This is a genomic window from Clostridioides sp. ZZV14-6387 (assembly GCF_020657835.1).
Taxonomy (GTDB): domain Bacteria; phylum Bacillota; class Clostridia; order Peptostreptococcales; family Peptostreptococcaceae; genus Clostridioides; species Clostridioides difficile_A.
On record NZ_JAGWCW010000015.1, the window covers coordinates 63818 to 79874 of the forward strand.

General features: G+C 29.2%; 14 protein-coding genes. All 14 read right to left on the minus strand.

Features of this window, described 5'->3' with window-relative positions; all coding sequences use genetic code 11:
* Position 1 precedes the first annotated feature (1 nt).
* The 14 genes from KGF38_RS11130 to KGF38_RS11195 all read right to left on the minus strand — a co-directional run bounded on the left by KGF38_RS11130 (position 2) and on the right by KGF38_RS11195 (position 16041).
* The gene (locus KGF38_RS11130) at positions 2 to 418 is read right to left on the minus strand and encodes a flagellar protein FlgN (protein WP_074178087.1); all 417 of its coding nucleotides are present in this window, start codon (positions 416 to 418) and stop codon (positions 2 to 4) included.
* Between the two features lie 4 nt (positions 419 to 422).
* Positions 423 to 698 carry a flagellar biosynthesis anti-sigma factor FlgM gene (flgM, locus tag KGF38_RS11135; RefSeq protein WP_054268788.1) on the minus strand — a complete coding sequence of 92 codons (276 nt, stop codon included), beginning with the start codon at positions 696 to 698 and terminating at the stop codon, positions 423 to 425.
* Between the two features lie 152 nt (positions 699 to 850).
* Positions 851 to 1165: a FliM/FliN family flagellar motor switch protein gene (locus KGF38_RS11140; protein ID WP_054268787.1), complete on the minus strand. Its 315-nt coding sequence runs from the start codon at positions 1163 to 1165 to the stop codon at positions 851 to 853.
* A gap of 25 nt (positions 1166 to 1190) precedes the next feature.
* Positions 1191 to 1619: a YaaR family protein gene (locus tag KGF38_RS11145; protein ID WP_074178088.1), complete on the minus strand. Its 429-nt coding sequence runs from the start codon at positions 1617 to 1619 to the stop codon at positions 1191 to 1193.
* An 8-nt stretch (positions 1620 to 1627) separates the two neighbouring features.
* Complete coding sequence (locus tag KGF38_RS11150) at positions 1628 to 2299, minus strand: lytic transglycosylase domain-containing protein (protein WP_074178129.1); 672 nt, start codon at positions 2297 to 2299, stop codon at positions 1628 to 1630.
* Positions 2300 to 2775: 476 nt separating this feature from the next.
* Positions 2776 to 6582: a phosphoribosylformylglycinamidine synthase gene (locus tag KGF38_RS11155; protein WP_074178089.1), complete on the minus strand. Its 3807-nt coding sequence runs from the start codon at positions 6580 to 6582 to the stop codon at positions 2776 to 2778.
* 24 nt (positions 6583 to 6606) lie between these two features.
* Complete coding sequence (purD, locus tag KGF38_RS11160) at positions 6607 to 7857, minus strand: phosphoribosylamine--glycine ligase (RefSeq protein WP_074178090.1); 1251 nt, start codon at positions 7855 to 7857, stop codon at positions 6607 to 6609.
* Between the two features lie 10 nt (positions 7858 to 7867).
* Entirely contained in the window at positions 7868 to 9400 is a 1533-nt protein-coding gene (gene purH, locus KGF38_RS11165) for a bifunctional phosphoribosylaminoimidazolecarboxamide formyltransferase/IMP cyclohydrolase (protein WP_074178091.1), read from the minus strand.
* Positions 9393 to 9986 carry a phosphoribosylglycinamide formyltransferase gene (purN, locus tag KGF38_RS11170; protein ID WP_054268782.1) on the minus strand — a complete coding sequence of 198 codons (594 nt, stop codon included), beginning with the start codon at positions 9984 to 9986 and terminating at the stop codon, positions 9393 to 9395. Before purN ends, purH begins: the two co-directional genes overlap by 8 nt.
* A complete protein-coding gene (gene purM, locus KGF38_RS11175) occupies positions 9980 to 11056 on the minus strand; it encodes a phosphoribosylformylglycinamidine cyclo-ligase (protein WP_054268781.1) in 1077 nt (358 codons plus the stop codon). The genes purN and purM overlap by 7 nt, the downstream gene beginning before the upstream one ends.
* Positions 11050 to 12417, minus strand: coding sequence for an amidophosphoribosyltransferase (purF, locus tag KGF38_RS11180; RefSeq protein WP_054268780.1), 1368 nt, complete (start codon positions 12415 to 12417; stop codon positions 11050 to 11052). Before purF ends, purM begins: the two co-directional genes overlap by 7 nt.
* An 11-nt stretch (positions 12418 to 12428) precedes the next feature.
* Positions 12429 to 13127 carry a phosphoribosylaminoimidazolesuccinocarboxamide synthase gene (purC, locus tag KGF38_RS11185; protein WP_054268779.1) on the minus strand — a complete coding sequence of 233 codons (699 nt, stop codon included), beginning with the start codon at positions 13125 to 13127 and terminating at the stop codon, positions 12429 to 12431.
* A 3-nt stretch (positions 13128 to 13130) separates the two neighbouring features.
* Positions 13131 to 13607 carry a 5-(carboxyamino)imidazole ribonucleotide mutase gene (gene purE / locus KGF38_RS11190; protein ID WP_003425290.1) on the minus strand — a complete coding sequence of 159 codons (477 nt, stop codon included), beginning with the start codon at positions 13605 to 13607 and terminating at the stop codon, positions 13131 to 13133.
* 370 nt (positions 13608 to 13977) lie between these two features.
* Positions 13978 to 16041: a sulfatase-like hydrolase/transferase gene (locus KGF38_RS11195; protein ID WP_074178092.1), complete on the minus strand. Its 2064-nt coding sequence runs from the start codon at positions 16039 to 16041 to the stop codon at positions 13978 to 13980.
* Positions 16042 to 16057: the final 16 nt, after the last annotated feature.

Below are 16057 nucleotides of genomic sequence, written 5' to 3' on the forward strand. Positions count from 1 at the left end.
TCTATTTTCTAATATTTCCATAAGAATTATAAGTTGTAGTTTGTTTATCAACTGGTTTTATAAAATTAATCATTTTCTTAGTAAAAATAAGTTCCTTCTTTATTAAGGAATCATTTGACTCTTGTTGATTCTTAGCCAAAGCAATGATATGCTTTAACTCTGTATATATTTCTTTTAAATATTCATCATTACTATTTTCAATAACTTCACTCATTGGAACATCATCATTAAAAAGTTGTCTTCTCTTTATCTCTATAGATGCAAGTTCTCTACTGATATCTTCTAATTTAGGATTTAACTTATTTAGATTTTCTATATCTTTTACAACTATATAATCAAATTGTTCTTTTAATAACTCCATCATATTACTAAGTATCTTTTTTTCTTCATATATTATAACTTTTAAGTCTGTAATCATGGCTTTATCCTCGCATATCCTCTATCATTTTTTTAGCAATTTCTTCTGGTTTTATTTTGTAAGTTCCACTTTCCAATGCATTTTTTATTTCATCTATTTTTTTATTTCTAATAGTCTCATCATTCATATTTGATACGCTCGCCATTTCCTTTGCAAATTTAGATAGTTCTATCTTGTCTGTTTTATTAGTTTTTTGAACTTCTTGCACTTTTTTTACATCAGATGTATTCTTTAAATAATTATTTATTACAATATTTGAACTCACATTTTTAATATCCATAGTTTCACCTCCAAAATTACAACCTTATATTTTAGTTATCGGTCAAAAAAGAAAAATATTTATATTATTCAAACATATTTTAAATTTTTCATAAAAATACCCCTTTTAGCTAAACTCGTATAGAATAACCTAAGGGGATGCTATTTAAAGCTTTAATTTATATCTGAATCTTCTATTTTAGATAATCTTACAGATAATTTTTCATTTGTAATAATGCTTTCTCCATAAGCAAATAATCTATCATTTGCATAGATATCTAATTTTTCATCTATATTTTTATTCAGTTTTATTATAGAGCCTTCTTTCAACTCTAATATATTTTTTATTATTTCTGTTGTATTTCCTATAGAAACAGCTACATTTACTTTTGCATTAAAAACATTTTGATTTTCTTCTATAACTCCAGATTTTTCTTCTATTAGTTGTCCAAAATTTAATTCATATATATCTTCTTTTTTACTATTCATAAAACTTTTCTCCTCATATAAAATCTTACCTATACATATCTATTAACAATCCTTGTATCATATCAACAGTAGAAACAATATCTATGTTTTCTTTTTCTTCACCAAGTAACTGATTAGTCATATCCTCAAGTTTATTATTGACAATCTTTACATTCTTATAATACTGATGCTCCCAAAAGCTACTATTTTTATCAAGTGAATACATATTATCTACAACAGATTTTAGATATTCTTTTATAGCATTTTTATACCTACTAATATCTCCATAATTTTGAGTAAGTACAAGCCTTTCTCCAGCCCTTTTTACACTTTCTAGATTCTTTTTTATATCCTCTAATGAAGAAGATTGTTTTACAAAGTTTAGACTATCAGAAAATTTATTATTTTCCTTTGTTTTCTTTACCTCTATATTTCTACTTGGACCTATATTTAGCTTATCTATATTTATACCCATAATAAAGCCTACCCTCTATAATATTTCATAACTTTGGGAACATAATTTTGCGTTTCTTTTGGCATTTTATATAAGTCAGAAACTGATTCTACCCCTCTACTTTTCATCCTTCCAGGACCACCATTATATGCCATCAGTCCCATTTCTATACTACCTCCAAACATATCAATATATTCCTTAATGTGTCTAGTTCCAGCATCTATATTCTGCTCTATATTAAAAGGGTCTGTAACACCCAAATCTCTACAATTTTCTGGCATAAGTTGCATAAGACCCTTAGCACCAGCAGAGGAAACAGTATTTGGATTAAAATCCGATTCAACTTTAATTATTGCTTTTATAAGGTTTGCATCCACATTATATTTTTTTGATGCTTGTTCTACAGCATTTTCAATTCTTGACTTTGTACTTTTATCTTTTGTATCAACTTCTACAGACTTACTAATTGTATTATCTGCTGCATTATCAAGTTCATTAAATAACTTTTCAGAATTAGATAATGAATCATAACTATTAAAATATGTTTGTTGATTATTTTGTGATAATGCTTTTAACAGTGTCATCATAATCATATCAAATCCAGATGAATTATTATATCCACAATTACATTGACTTGTAGTATTACTACTAGATAGTTGTGTTAATGCCAGTATATTAATTAGCGAACTTATATCGTTCAATATAAAACTCCCCTTTCTAAATTTTATAGACTTAAAAGTTAAACATATAAAACCCAAACTACTTGAGTTCATATAATCCTCTCTCCAATAGTTTTATATAAAATTTATTAAAACCTTAGATTTATTTAGTCATATTATTATTATCGGATAAACAAAAGAAATATTTATATTTTACATAATATCTTATTATATTTTCTGTAAACAATATACCTATTAACTTATAACCATTCTTTTTCTAATTGTGTATTAGACCCTGTTATTAATATTTTCATTAATCGTGTTTACCTCCAATAAATATTCAATTCTGCTTAATAATTAATTATAACATAGCTTATATTTTGACTTGAGTAGAATATATTATTTTTATATAAATAAAAAAGAGATGTAATATTGAATGATTATAATCATATTATTACATCTCTCTAAGTTTAAATATCCAAAATATAAATTGTAATTACCAATTAAATATTAAGACCTTATCTAAAATACTTAACTCCAGATTCAAATATCTTTTGGTCTTTTTCACCTATAATATTCTTATATACTGCCTCACCAATTCTCTCAGAATGTCCCATCTTACCAAACACTCTACCATCAACACTAGTTATACCTTCAACAGCATAGAATGAACCATTTGGATTAAATTCAATATCATAAGTAGCTTCGTTATTAAAATCAACATACTGAGTTGCCACTTGTCCATTAGCAATTAATTCTCTCATAACCTCTTCACTAGCAACAAACTTACCTTCTCCATGAGAAACTGCTATATTATGAATATCACCAACATTAGTTTGAGCTAGCCAAGGAGATTTATTAGAAGAAATTCTAGTTCTAGCAATCTTAGCCTGATGACGACCAATATTATTGTAAGTAAGTGTTGGTGCATTTTCACTTTGAACTCTTATTTCTCCATAAGGAACTAATCCTAATTTGATTAATACTTGGAATCCATTACAGATACCTAGCATTAGACCATCTTTTTTAGTTAAAAACTCATTTATAGCTTCTTGTACTCTAGGATTTCTAAATACAGTAGCTATAAATTTACCAGAACCATCTGGCTCATCACCTGCACTAAATCCACCTGGTAACATTATTATTTGAGAAGATTTTATCTCATTCACTATTGTATCTATAGAATCTTCTATATCTTTATAAGTTAAATTCTTAAATACTCTTATATTTGCATTAGCTCCTGCTCTTTCAAATGCTCTTGCAGAGTCATATTCACAGTTTGTTCCAGGGAATGCTGGTATAAATACTCTTGGAGTAGCTATACTTAATGATGATTTTTTAGCCTCTCCTTGTGATATATAACTTATAGTCTCTATTTTTGATTTTACTTCTTCTGCTTTAGTTGGGAATATAGGCTCTAAAGTACTACAATGTGCTTTATATAATTCATCTAATGAAAGTTCTTCACCTTTGATGAATAAACTAGCTTCTTTAACTGTACTTCCAAGCACTATGTAATTATATCCCTCTAACACATTTAAATCATCATTCGCTAATTCAAGTACTATATTTCCATAACTAGCCTCAAATAATTTATCATCTGTAAGTGCCTTTTCAGCTTCTTCACTAAACTTAAATCCTACTTTATTACCAAAAGACATTTTACTTATTGCTTCACCCACACCTGCAAATCCCAATGCATATGTTGATAAAACTTTATTTCCATGTATAAGTTCTCTTACTTTATCCAAGTTTTTCTTTAATTCTTCAAAATCTATAACATCATTTTCTGATTTATTTACACATAACATTACTACTTTTGAGTCTGCTTTTTTAAATTCTGGAGATACTACTTTTCTAGCATCTACTGTATCAACAGCAAATGAAACCAATGTTGGCGGAACTTCAATATCTTTAAATGTACCAGACATACTATCTTTTCCACCTATAGCAGGTATCTCAAATTTACTTTGTGCATAGAATGCTCCTAAAAGTGCTGAGAATGGTTTACCCCATTTTTCTGGATTGTTACCAAGTTTCTCAAAATACTCTTGGAATGTAAGTCTTGTCGTACTGTAATTTCCTCCAATAGCAACCAATTTACACACAGATTCTACTACTGCATATAAAGCACCATGGAATGGACTCCATTTTCCTACCTTTGGATTGTATCCATAAGTCATTATTGTAGAAGTATTAGTTTCTCCACCAAGTACTGGTATCTTAGCAACCATACCTTGAGTTGGAGTAGCTTGGTACTTTCCACCAAATGGCATAAGTACTGTATTACCACCAATTGTATTATCAAACATCTCAACTAATCCTTTTTGAGAACAAACATTAAGGTCAGATAATACTTTTGTAAATTTATCTTTCATACTTGCACACTTAACATCTTTCACTATTTCATTAGAGCTAAAGAATGTGTTTTCTTCATCTACTTTAGTAACATGGACATCAGTAGTTTGTTTTACTCCATTTGTATCCAAAAACTCTCTATTTATATCTACAATTGCTTTTCCATTCCAGAACATTCTTAAATATCCTGTATCAGTTACTGTAGCTACATGTGTAGCTTCTAAGTTTTCTTCTACTGCTAATTGTATAAATTTATCTTTATTTTCTTTTTTTATAGCCACAGCCATACGCTCTTGTGATTCTGAAATTGAAAGTTCAGTTCCATCAAGCCCATCGTATTTTTTAGGCACTAAATCTAAGTTTATGTCCAAACTATCAGCAATTTCACCTATAGCAACGCAAACTCCACCTGCTCCAAAGTCATTACATCTTTTTATCATTTGAGCAACTTCTTTATTTCTAAAGAATCTTTGTATTTTTCTTTCGTTAGGAGCATCTCCTTTTTGAACTTCTGCACTACAAGTTAAGATTGATTCTTCACTATGCTCTTTAGATGAACCAGTTGCTCCTCCACAACCATCTCTTCCTGTTTTTCCTCCAAGAAGAACTATCACATCTCCTGCTTCTGGTCTTTCTCTTACTACATTTTCTTTTGGTGCTGCTGCTATAACTGCACCTATTTCCATTCTCTTTGCAACGAAATTTTCATCGTATACTTCTGCAACTTGTCCAGTTGTAAGGCCTATCTGGTTACCATATGAACTATAACCATGAGCAGCTTCTGTAGTAATTTTTCTCTGCATAAGTTTTCCAGGTAAAGTATCCTCTAAAGTTGTTCTTGGGTCAGCACTTCCTGTAACACGCATTGCTTGGTAAACATAACTTCTTCCTGATAATGGGTCTCTTATAGCTCCACCTAGGCAAGTAGCTGCTCCACCAAATGGCTCTATTTCAGTTGGATGGTTATGAGTTTCATTTTTAAACATTACTAAATATTTTTCCATCTTACCATCAACTTCAACATCTACATTTATACTACATGCATTTATCTCTTCACTTTCATCTAAATCATTTAATTTTCCATTTTTCTTTAATTCTTTTACTGCAACTGTAGCTATATCCATCAAACATATATCTTTATGTCTGTTCACATACACATTGTCTCTTGAGTTAAGATACATTTGATACGCTTCTTTTACTATATCATTAAACTTACCATCTTCTATTTTTACATTTTCTATTTCAGTCATAAAAGTAGTGTGTCTACAATGATCAGACCAGTAAGTATCTAGAACTTTTATTTCTGTTATAGTTGGATTTCTTTTTTCTGTATCTTTAAAATATTTTTGAACGTGTTGTAAGTCTCCTAAAGTCATTGCTAATCCTTTTTCACTTACAAATGTTTTTAATCCATCTTCATCTAAATCTATAAATCCATCTAATACTTCAACTGTTGTTGGTATTTCAGTTTCCATTTTTAATGTTTCTGGTTTCTCTAAAGATGCTTCTCTACTATCTACTGGATTTATACAGTAATCTTTTATTTTAGAAAACTCTTCATCAGTTACTTGACCTGATAATATATAAACCTTTGCTGTATTAATAGCAGGTCTTATACCTTGATTTACGATTTGGATACATTGAGCTGCCCAATCACCTCTTTGGTCATATTGACCAGGAAGAAATTCTATCGCAAATACTCTTTCACCATTTAACTCTGGTATTTCTTCATAATATACTACATCTAGATTTGGTTCAGAAAATATTGTTTTTGCTGCATTTTCATAAACTTCTTCTGATATTCCCTCTACATCATATCTATTTAATATTCTTAAATTTTCTATATTGCTTATGTGTAAACTTTCCAACAAGTCTTTTTTTAAAGCTTTAGCCTCAAGGTCAAAACCTTCTCTTTTTTCAACTAATACTCTTCTAACCATTGAGTCTTTATTTTCAGTATTCAACATACCTTATCCTCCATTTTAGAAAAATTATCTTCCTATGTCTGTTCTATAGTGCATTCCTTCAAAGTTTATTTTCTTTATATTCTCATAAACTTTTTCTGCTGCGTCCTTAACTGTAGTTGATTTTGCAGTTATACCAATTACTCTTCCTCCATTAGTAACTAAATTACCATCAAGCATCTTAGTACCACTGTGGAATACTACTATATCATCATCCAGGTTTTCAAGACCAGTTATAATTTTTCCTTTTTCATAACTGTCTGGATACCCTCCTGATGTAAGCATAACACATACTGCTTCATCATCACTATAATTTATTTCTATATCTTTTAATTTATTATCCAATATAGCTTCCATTATCTCATGTAAATCTGTTTCTAATCTAAATAAAACAGATTGTGTCTCAGGGTCTCCAAATCTTACATTGTATTCAAGTACTTTCTCTCCATCTTCAGTTATCATAAGACCAACAAATAAAATACCTTTAAAGTTAAGACCATCTTTTTTGAATCCTTCTAAAGTTTTTTCTAATACTGTCTCTTTTACTTTATTTGCTAATTCTTCTGTATATATTTCACTAGGAGAAAAAGTTCCCATCCCACCAGTATTTGGTCCTTGTTCATAATTATTTACTTTCTTATGGTCTTTTGCACTTGCCATAGGAACTATTGTGTCATTGTCTACAAATGCCAAGATTGAAGTTTCTATTCCTTTTAAGAACTCTTCAAGTACTATTTTATCTCCAGCAGTTCCAAACTTCTTATCTGACATCATTTCTTTTAAAGTTGCTATAGCATCTTCTCTATTTTCAGGTATTACAACACCTTTTCCAGCAGCTAATCCGTCCGCTTTTATTACTACTGGATATCCAAAGCTATCTATTTCTGATATAGCTTCTTCTAAGTTTGTATATTCTTTATATTTTGCAGTAGGTATGTTATGTTTTATCATAAAATCTTTTGAAAAAGCTTTACTTCCTTCAAGTTGAGCACATTTTTTATTAGGCCCAAAAACTCTTAGACCTTCCTTTTCAAACTCATCTACTATGCCCATAACTAGTGGTACTTCTGGTCCTACTATTGTAAGACCTATTTCATTTTCTTTTGCAAATTTTAAAAGTTCTTCTATATTAGTATCACTTATATTTACACATTCTGCTACATTTGCAATTCCTGCATTACCTGGCGCGCAATAAACTTTTTCTATATTCTTTTCTTTGCTTAGTTTCCAGCATATAGCATGCTCTCTTCCGCCACCGCCTACAACCAATATCTTCATAATATCCTCCTTAGTGTTTGAAGTGTCTTATTCCTGTAAATACCATAACCATATCATACTTATCACAAGCTTCTATTGAATCTTTATCCTTTATAGAACCACCTGGTTGAACTACTGCTGATATTCCATATTCATGAGCTAATGTTACACAATCATCAAATGGGAAAAATGCATCTGATGCTAAAACAGCTCCTGTAAAGTCTTTATCTTTGTTATTTTCAAGAGCATTTTTTAATGCCCAAATTCTTGATGTTTGTCCACAACCTAAAGCTAAAGTTTGACCATTTTTTACTATTGCAATTGCATTTGATTTCATATTTTTTACTACTCTCATACCAAATTCCATATCCTTAAGTTGTTCATCTGTTGGCTTTGCTTTTGTTACATTTTCACTTTTTTCTGCTAAAGTACTATTTCTATCTTGTATTAATAATTTTCCATCTAAGTATTTCATTTCGTATGGTTGTAAACTATCTTCTATCTTAGCTAATTTTAATATTCTTAAATTTTTCTTTTGTTTAAGTATCTCTAAAGCTTCTGGCTCAAAATCATATGCTACTACTATCTCTAAGAATATTTCATTTAATTTCTCTGCTGTAGCTTTGTCTACAGTAGAAGTTATTCCTACTATTCCACCAAATATTGAAACTTTATCTGCTTCATAACATTTTGTATATGCTTCAAAAGCATCTTTACCTAATCCCACTCCACATGAATTAGCATGTTTTATAGCTACTGAAACTACTTCTTCACTATCTTTAAATTCTCTCATTACTTCTAAACATCCATGTAAATCGTTTAAGTTGTTAAAAGAAAGTTCTTTACCGCCTAATTGCTCATAGTTTAAGATTGGATTTTTTGCATTTGATTGTGAATATAAGAAACCATTTTGATGTGGATTTTCTCCATATCTTAAAGTTTGTTCTTTTTGGAAAGTTAAATTTAATATGTCAGGATATGTATCTCCAACTTCTCCAGCAAAATAACTAGATATTAACGCATCATATCTTCCTGTAGTTGAGAAAGCTTTATATGATAATTTTTTTCTGTCTTCTAATGTCATTGTGTCTGTTTTTAATTTTTCTATTATAGAATCATAATCTTTTATATCTACTACTACTATTACATCTTTATAGTTTTTAGCAGCAGAACGTATCATAGATGGTCCACCAATATCTATGTTTTCTATCATTTCATCATGACTTTTTCCAGCCTTTAAAGTTCCTTCAAAATCATATAAATTTACAGCTACTAAATCTATTGAATGTATTTTGTGTTCATTTACAGTTTCCACATGAGATTCTTTATCTCTTTTGTAAAGTATCCCACCATGTATATATGGATTTAATGTTTTTACTCTTCCATCTAATATTTCTGGGAAGTTTGTAACATCTTCAACTTGCATTACATTAACTCCATTTTCTTTTAATGTCTTAAAAGTATTTCCTGTAGATATAATTTCATAATCTAGCTTGTTTAACTCTTTAGCAAATTCTACTACACCTGTCTTGTCAGTTACACTTATTAAAGCTCTCTTACTCATTTATAAACACTCTCCTACCTTGAAGTTTTAATTTATTTTCACAAAAAAGACTTAAACTTTCTATTAAAATCCTATGTTCAACTTCTAACACTCTTTTTGCAAGTGTCTTTGCATCATCATCTTGATTCACCTTAACTACATCTTGCATTATAATTGGTCCAGTATCAGCACCTTCATCAACAAAATGAACTGTAGCACCAGTTACTTTAGCACCATAATCTATAACACCTTGATGAACTCTTTCTCCATAGAATCCAGCTCCACAGAATGAAGGAATTAATGATGGATGTATGTTTATCATTTTGTTTCTAAACTCATTAACCAGCTTTGGGCTGATTATTTTTAAATAACCAGCCAAAACTACTAAATCTATTTTATTTTCTTTAAGAATTTCTATTATCTTGTCTTCGTTAGTTTCACAAATTGCCTTTATGTTATGATTTTTAGCTCTCTCTAAACCATAAGCATCTTGCTTACTTGAGATAACTACTTTAACCTGACCTTTTATTTTTCCAGACTCAGTTCCATCTATAACTGCTTGTAAATTTGTTCCTCCACCAGATATTAAAACTCCTATATTTAACATAATTCTACACCTTCATGACTATCTACTACTTCACCAATTATATATGCTTTATCTTCTAATAACTCACTGTATTTTTTATCTACATAAGCAGCATTGTCATTTTCTCTATTGTTTATAAAGTCTACAACATTGTTAGCATCTTCTTTATTTACTATTAAAACTAGTCCAATACCCATGTTGAAACTTTTATGAAGTTCTCTCTCATCAACAGCATTAAAACCTTCTATCATTTTAAATATAGGAGGCTTCTCCCAAGATTTTTTATTAATATCTAATCCTAATCCTTTAGGTATAACTCTTGTTATATTTTCTATAAGCCCTCCACCAGTTATGTGAGCTATAGCTTTTATATCATGTTTAGCTAATACATCTAAAGCTAATTTAACATATATTTTAGTTGGTGTTAAAAGCGCTTCCCCAACTGTCATTCCTAGTTCTTCAACATATTGTTCCATTTTATAGTTGTAAGTTTCTAAAAATATCTTTCTTATAAAAGAAAAACCATTACTGTGTACTCCACTTGAAGATATACCAACTAATACATCTCCTGATTTAACACTATTTCCAGAAACAATCTTTTCTTTGTCTGCTATACCTACAGAGAACCCTGCTAAATCATAATCATCATCTCCATACATACCAGGCATCTCAGCAGTTTCTCCACCAATTAGTGCGCAACCAGACATTTTACAACCATCTGCAATTCCACCAACTATTTTTTCTATATGCTCAGGAATTAATTTCCCAAGAGCTATATAATCAAGGAAAAATAATGGCTTTGCTCCTTGACAAATCAAATCATTTACACACATTGCAACTAAATCTATTCCAACAGTATCATGCTTGTCCATCATTTGAGCTATTTTTAACTTAGTCCCAACACCATCTGTAGATGCAAGCAAAACTGGTTCTTTCATTCCTACAAAATCTTTTAAACTGTATAATCCACTAAAGTTACCTAAATCTCCAACTACATTTCCATCATAAGTTCCTTTTATTTTACCTTTTATAAGGTCTACTGCTCTATTTCCTTCATCTATATCTACACCTGATTCTTTATATGTTAACATGAAAATAATTCCTCCTTATCAATTTTCTTAACTGGGTATTCTCCATCAAAACAAGCTTTGCAGAAAGTAGACTTATGTTCTGCTGCATCTAACATTCCTTCTATATCTAGGAATTTTAGACTATCACATCCAATATATTCTCTCATTTCTTCTACATTGTTACTTGATGCAATTAATTTAGAACGATTTGGAGTATCTATTCCATAGTAACAAGAGTAAGCTACTGGAGGAGATGTTATTCTAAGATGAATTTCTTTTGCTCCTGCTTCTCTTAAAGATTTTACTAACTGTTTAGATGTAGTTCCTCTTACAATTGAGTCATCTACTAAAATTATAGATTTTCCTTTTATTATTGTTGAAAGAGGGTTTAATTTTATTTTTACTGCTATTTCTCTTTCTTCTTGTGTAGGTTTTATAAACGTTCTTCCTACATATCTATTTTTAACTAAGCCTTCACTTATTTTTAATCCACTAGCATTTGCATAACCAATAGCTCCTGGCCAACCTGAATCTGGAACTGGAACTACCATATCTGCATTTACATTTTCATTTTGAGCTAATCTTTCACCACATTTAATTCTAAATTCATATGCATTTACATTGTCTATAGTTGCATCGTTTCTTGCAAAGTATATGTGTTCAAATATACAACTCTTCTTAACTGGCTTATAATTTTCTGAATAAAAATATGATTTTAATTCTCCATCTTTAACTATTATTATTTCTCCTGGCTCTACATCTCTTATAACTTCTCCGCCAAGTATATCTATTGCACAATTTTCTGATGCAAATATATATTCATCACCCTTTTTACCAAGTACAAGAGGTCTGAATCCATGTGGGTCTCTAACTGCAACCAATTCTTCCTGACTCATTATTACAAGAGCATATGCACCTTTGATATAATCCATAGTCATTTTTAAACTTTCTACTATATCACCTTTGTAATATCTTGCAAGTATATATAAAATCACTTCTGTATCTGAATTAGTTTGGAACATATATCCATCTTCTTCTAACATGTCTTTTAAATAATTTGCATTAACTAAATTTCCATTATGAGCTATGGCTAATTGTCTTTTTCTACAGCTTCCAACTAAAGGTTGGCAATTAGAAACATGACTCCCTCCAGCTGTTGAATATCTAACATGTCCAATACCTATATTTCCTTTTAACTTAGATAGTTCACTTTCTTTAAAAACATCTCCAACTAATCCCATATCTTTTTTGTACTTAATTTCTCCATCATCTAAAAGAGCTAAACCACAGCTTTCTTGCCCTCTGTGTTGCATAGAATATAAAGAATAATATAGTTCTTTAGTTACATCTTTATTAGAGTAAATCCCTAAAACTCCACACATACATTTGCCTCCTATTTATTATTCATTCTTGAAAGTACTTCCGTATAACCTTCTACAAGGTCTCCAAGGTCTTTTCTAAATCTGTCCTTATCTAGCTTTTCATTTGTATTTACATCCCAAAGTCTACAAGTGTCTGGTGATACTTCATCTGCCAATATTATGTTTCCTTCTGAATCTTTACCAAATTCTATTTTAAAGTCAACTAACTTTAGGTTTAATTTTAAGAAAAATGCTTTTAGTAGTTCATTTATTTTTAAAGTTTCTTCTCTTAAGAATTTTAATTCTTCTCTAGTTGCTAATTTCATTGCTACTGCATAATCGTCATTTAACATTGGGTCACCATAAGCATCATTTTTATAGCTTATTTCAAAGATTGGCTCATCGAAAACTTCACCTTCTTCAAGACCAACTCTTTTGCAAATAGAACCAGCAGCGATATTTCTCACTATTACTTCTAATGGTAGAATCTCTACTTTTTTAACTAGCATCTCTCTATCTGATAAACTTTTTATAAAGTGTGTATTTATATTATTTTCTTTTAACATTTCAAAGATTATTGTTGATATCTTATTGTTTAATATCCCTTTTGAAGATATTTCTGCTTTTTTCTCTCCATTAAATGCTGTTGCATCATCTTTATAGTAAACAACATATTCATTTTCATTATCTGTAGAGTATACTTGTTTTGCTTTTCCTTCATATAATAACATCTGCTACCCCCTTAAATTCTTGTCGTCTTCTAGCACCTTTTGTGCCATCTCTTCTCTATATGATTTCAAATCCTCTTTTAATTTTGGGTATTTTAAAGTCATTATTTGTAATGCCAATAAAGCTGCATTTAAACCTAAATCTATTGTAACTGTTGCAACTGGTATTCCTTTTGGCATTTGAACTATTGATAAAAGTGAGTCTAGTCCATCCATAGTTGATGATTTAATAGGTAATCCTATTACAGGAATTAATGTTTGTGATGCTATTACTCCTGGTAAATGTGCTGCTTTTCCTGCTGCTGCTATTATTACATCAGTATCATCTTCTATTTCTTTTAGGAATATTGAAAGTTGTTCTGGTGTTCTATGAGCAGATAATGCTCTTGCTACAACTTCTATTCCATATTTTTCAAGCAGTTTTATCCCTTCTTCTAATTTTGGATAATCTGATTTTGAACCCATAACTACTGCTACTTTCATTAGACTTCCCCTCTCCGTTTATAAGTTATTTTACACTCTAAATCATTCGTATAATTATACGAATTATATATATTAAATTTTATATTAATATACATATATTATCAACTCTTTTTTGAAATTTTTTAAAAAAAATATTACTGGCATTTTTTTCGTTCGTTATGTTACGAACTTTATTTTTATTTTTTTGTTGAAATAAAAAAGGATTGTCTCAAAATTGATTTCTTTAATCAAATTTTAAGCTCAATCCCTTTTATTAACTTTGATATCCAAAGATTCTTACTACATAAATTAAATAGTTATATTTTAAAAGTAGAATATTTATTAAAATACAATAGACTGTATATATTTGATGTCTAAATAACTTCTAATTTCAATATTTAATATTGCTCTTTATGTGATTATATACTATTTCTCTATAGTATTCTAAAATATCATTATCTTTAACCTCTTTGCCTTCTTTTTTATCAAAGACAGAATCACTATATTCATCAAAATTAATGGTTCCATCTATATTAGTAATATCTTTTGTTTCTAGTATATAACAATATTTATCATTATTAACCATAGCTTTATAAGTTTGACCAGGATATATTGATTCACTATAAGTGAACTCACGACCCTTACCTCCTAGTGTCTTTGGAAGTACACAATCATACTTCGATAGATCATGTTCTATATTTGCCAACTTCAGAGTTATAGGAATTAAATCCATATTACTTATATACTCAGTATCATCATTGGATACACTTCCAGACCCTCTAACCATTAATACACTATTAGTTATATTTGATTTTAATAAAAAATCATCTTTGCCCAAGAATGAAGCTCCATGATCTGAGAAAATACTAATTAAATACTCTTCTTCAGAGTAATTCTGTAATATATAATCATAAATTCCTTTCAGCTGACGATCTAATTCCTTAAGTGCTACATCATATTTCTTAATAGCTTCCTCATCATATTTTTGCCATGCACTTACAAATGGACTCCTTTTTGATAAAGATGTCTCTATATCCAAAGATGTTTGATTAACAATACTATAATTAACACTATAATTTTCAATATCATCTAATATTTTATGAACATCACTTAAAGAGATAAATACAAATTGATTTGTTTCTTTAAATGATTCAATATGTTCAATTGCATCATTAATTATTTGTGAGTCAGAAAATCCTAAACTATTCTTAAAAACTGTTCTATCAAATCCTCTAAAACCACTACTATATGAGGCAAATGCATATGTACCGCTTATATTTGCAGTAAAATATTCATTTTTTTTCATAATCTCACTAAATAAATCTATATCCTCAGGATATTTATATCCTGCACTAGAATGTAAAAAGTGATGATTAGTTGTATATAATCCTGTAAGCACACTTGTCAAGGATGGATATGTCCACTCCCCTGTAGAATAACAATTTTTAAATATAATTCCTTTTTTAAAAAAAGCTTTTGTGTAAGGCATTGATTTATATTTTGTTTCTGATAAATATTGTTGAGATAAAGCATCTATAAATATAGTAAAAACTAATTTTTTATTATTTTCTTTGAATCCTAATTCGATTGGTTTTCCAACTATAACATCTTTATCTGACTTTAAACTAACACCATTATTTACCCTATAGTATTTAAAAAAACCTGGTGGATCTACTTGTTGTGATTTAAAATTATCAGTTCTAATTTTGAAGTCAATAACTTGATTATATTCAGTTGTAGCAATTGGAATAATATATTTCCCATTATCCAAATTAAATTCTTTTGTAGTCATAGATTTAAAACCTTCTATTGGACATATTGAATATATCTCAGGATTGTTAACAACAGTACATAATTTTTTTTGAAAATCTGCTAAAACATTATTATATTTATCAGAATAAAAGCATAGATAATCATTGTACTTACTACTTGAATTTTTATTTAAATATTCTTCTATTATAACATTCCATTTATTATTGTAAAAACATGCAGGAAATTTGGCAATGCTTAATTCAATGAATCCCAAAAATCTCTTTAAGTCTTCAAGCACTCTTGTATCTTTTATACTTTCAATACAATAATCAATGATATTTTTTACTTGTTCATTGGCATAAACTAGTTTTTCATTTACATAATCATAGCCCGAAATCTTAGCAAAATGCTTTAAGAATGTTACACTCAGCATAGCTGCTTTAATAGCATCAGAATATTTACCTTTAGCAATCAAAATATTTGCTAAATAAAAGTTATTATCATAATTATTAGGTCTAAATTTCAAGGCCTTTCTAATATGTTCTTCTGCAAGTTCATATTCTTCTGCAAAAAAATATGTAACTGCACGTGCAGTGTGAATCTCACTGTCAAAAGGTAATACTTGCTCATATTCCTTAATATAATCTAGTGATGTTTTTACATCAAAAGATTCTTGGTTCATTATTTTATTTAAAATTCCCATATAAGCTCCTTTCTAA

Bases quoted from the DNA above. Each gene is read 5' to 3' on its own strand.
- KGF38_RS11130 (WP_074178087.1), bottom strand. From the start codon at position 418: ATGATTACAGACTTAAAAGTTATAATATATGAAGAAAAAAAGATACTT.
- flgM (WP_054268788.1), bottom strand. From the start codon at position 698: ATGGATATTAAAAATGTGAGTTCAAATATTGTAATAAATAATTATTTA.
- KGF38_RS11140 (WP_054268787.1), bottom strand. From the start codon at position 1,165: ATGAATAGTAAAAAAGAAGATATATATGAATTAAATTTTGGACAACTA.
- KGF38_RS11145 (WP_074178088.1), bottom strand. From the start codon at position 1,619: ATGGGTATAAATATAGATAAGCTAAATATAGGTCCAAGTAGAAATATA.
- KGF38_RS11155 (WP_074178089.1), bottom strand. From the start codon at position 6,582: ATGTTGAATACTGAAAATAAAGACTCAATGGTTAGAAGAGTATTAGTT.
- purD (WP_074178090.1), bottom strand. From the start codon at position 7,857: ATGAAGATATTGGTTGTAGGCGGTGGCGGAAGAGAGCATGCTATATGC.
- purH (WP_074178091.1), bottom strand. From the start codon at position 9,400: ATGAGTAAGAGAGCTTTAATAAGTGTAACTGACAAGACAGGTGTAGTA.
- purN (WP_054268782.1), bottom strand. From the start codon at position 9,986: ATGTTAAATATAGGAGTTTTAATATCTGGTGGAGGAACAAATTTACAA.
- purM (WP_054268781.1), bottom strand. From the start codon at position 11,056: ATGTTAACATATAAAGAATCAGGTGTAGATATAGATGAAGGAAATAGA.
- purF (WP_054268780.1), bottom strand. From the start codon at position 12,417: ATGTGTGGAGTTTTAGGGATTTACTCTAATAAAGATGTAACTAAAGAA.
- purC (WP_054268779.1), bottom strand. From the start codon at position 13,127: ATGTTATTATATGAAGGAAAAGCAAAACAAGTATACTCTACAGATAAT.
- purE (WP_003425290.1), bottom strand. From the start codon at position 13,607: ATGAAAGTAGCAGTAGTTATGGGTTCAAAATCAGATTATCCAAAATTA.
- KGF38_RS11195 (WP_074178092.1), bottom strand. From the start codon at position 16,041: ATGGGAATTTTAAATAAAATAATGAACCAAGAATCTTTTGATGTAAAA.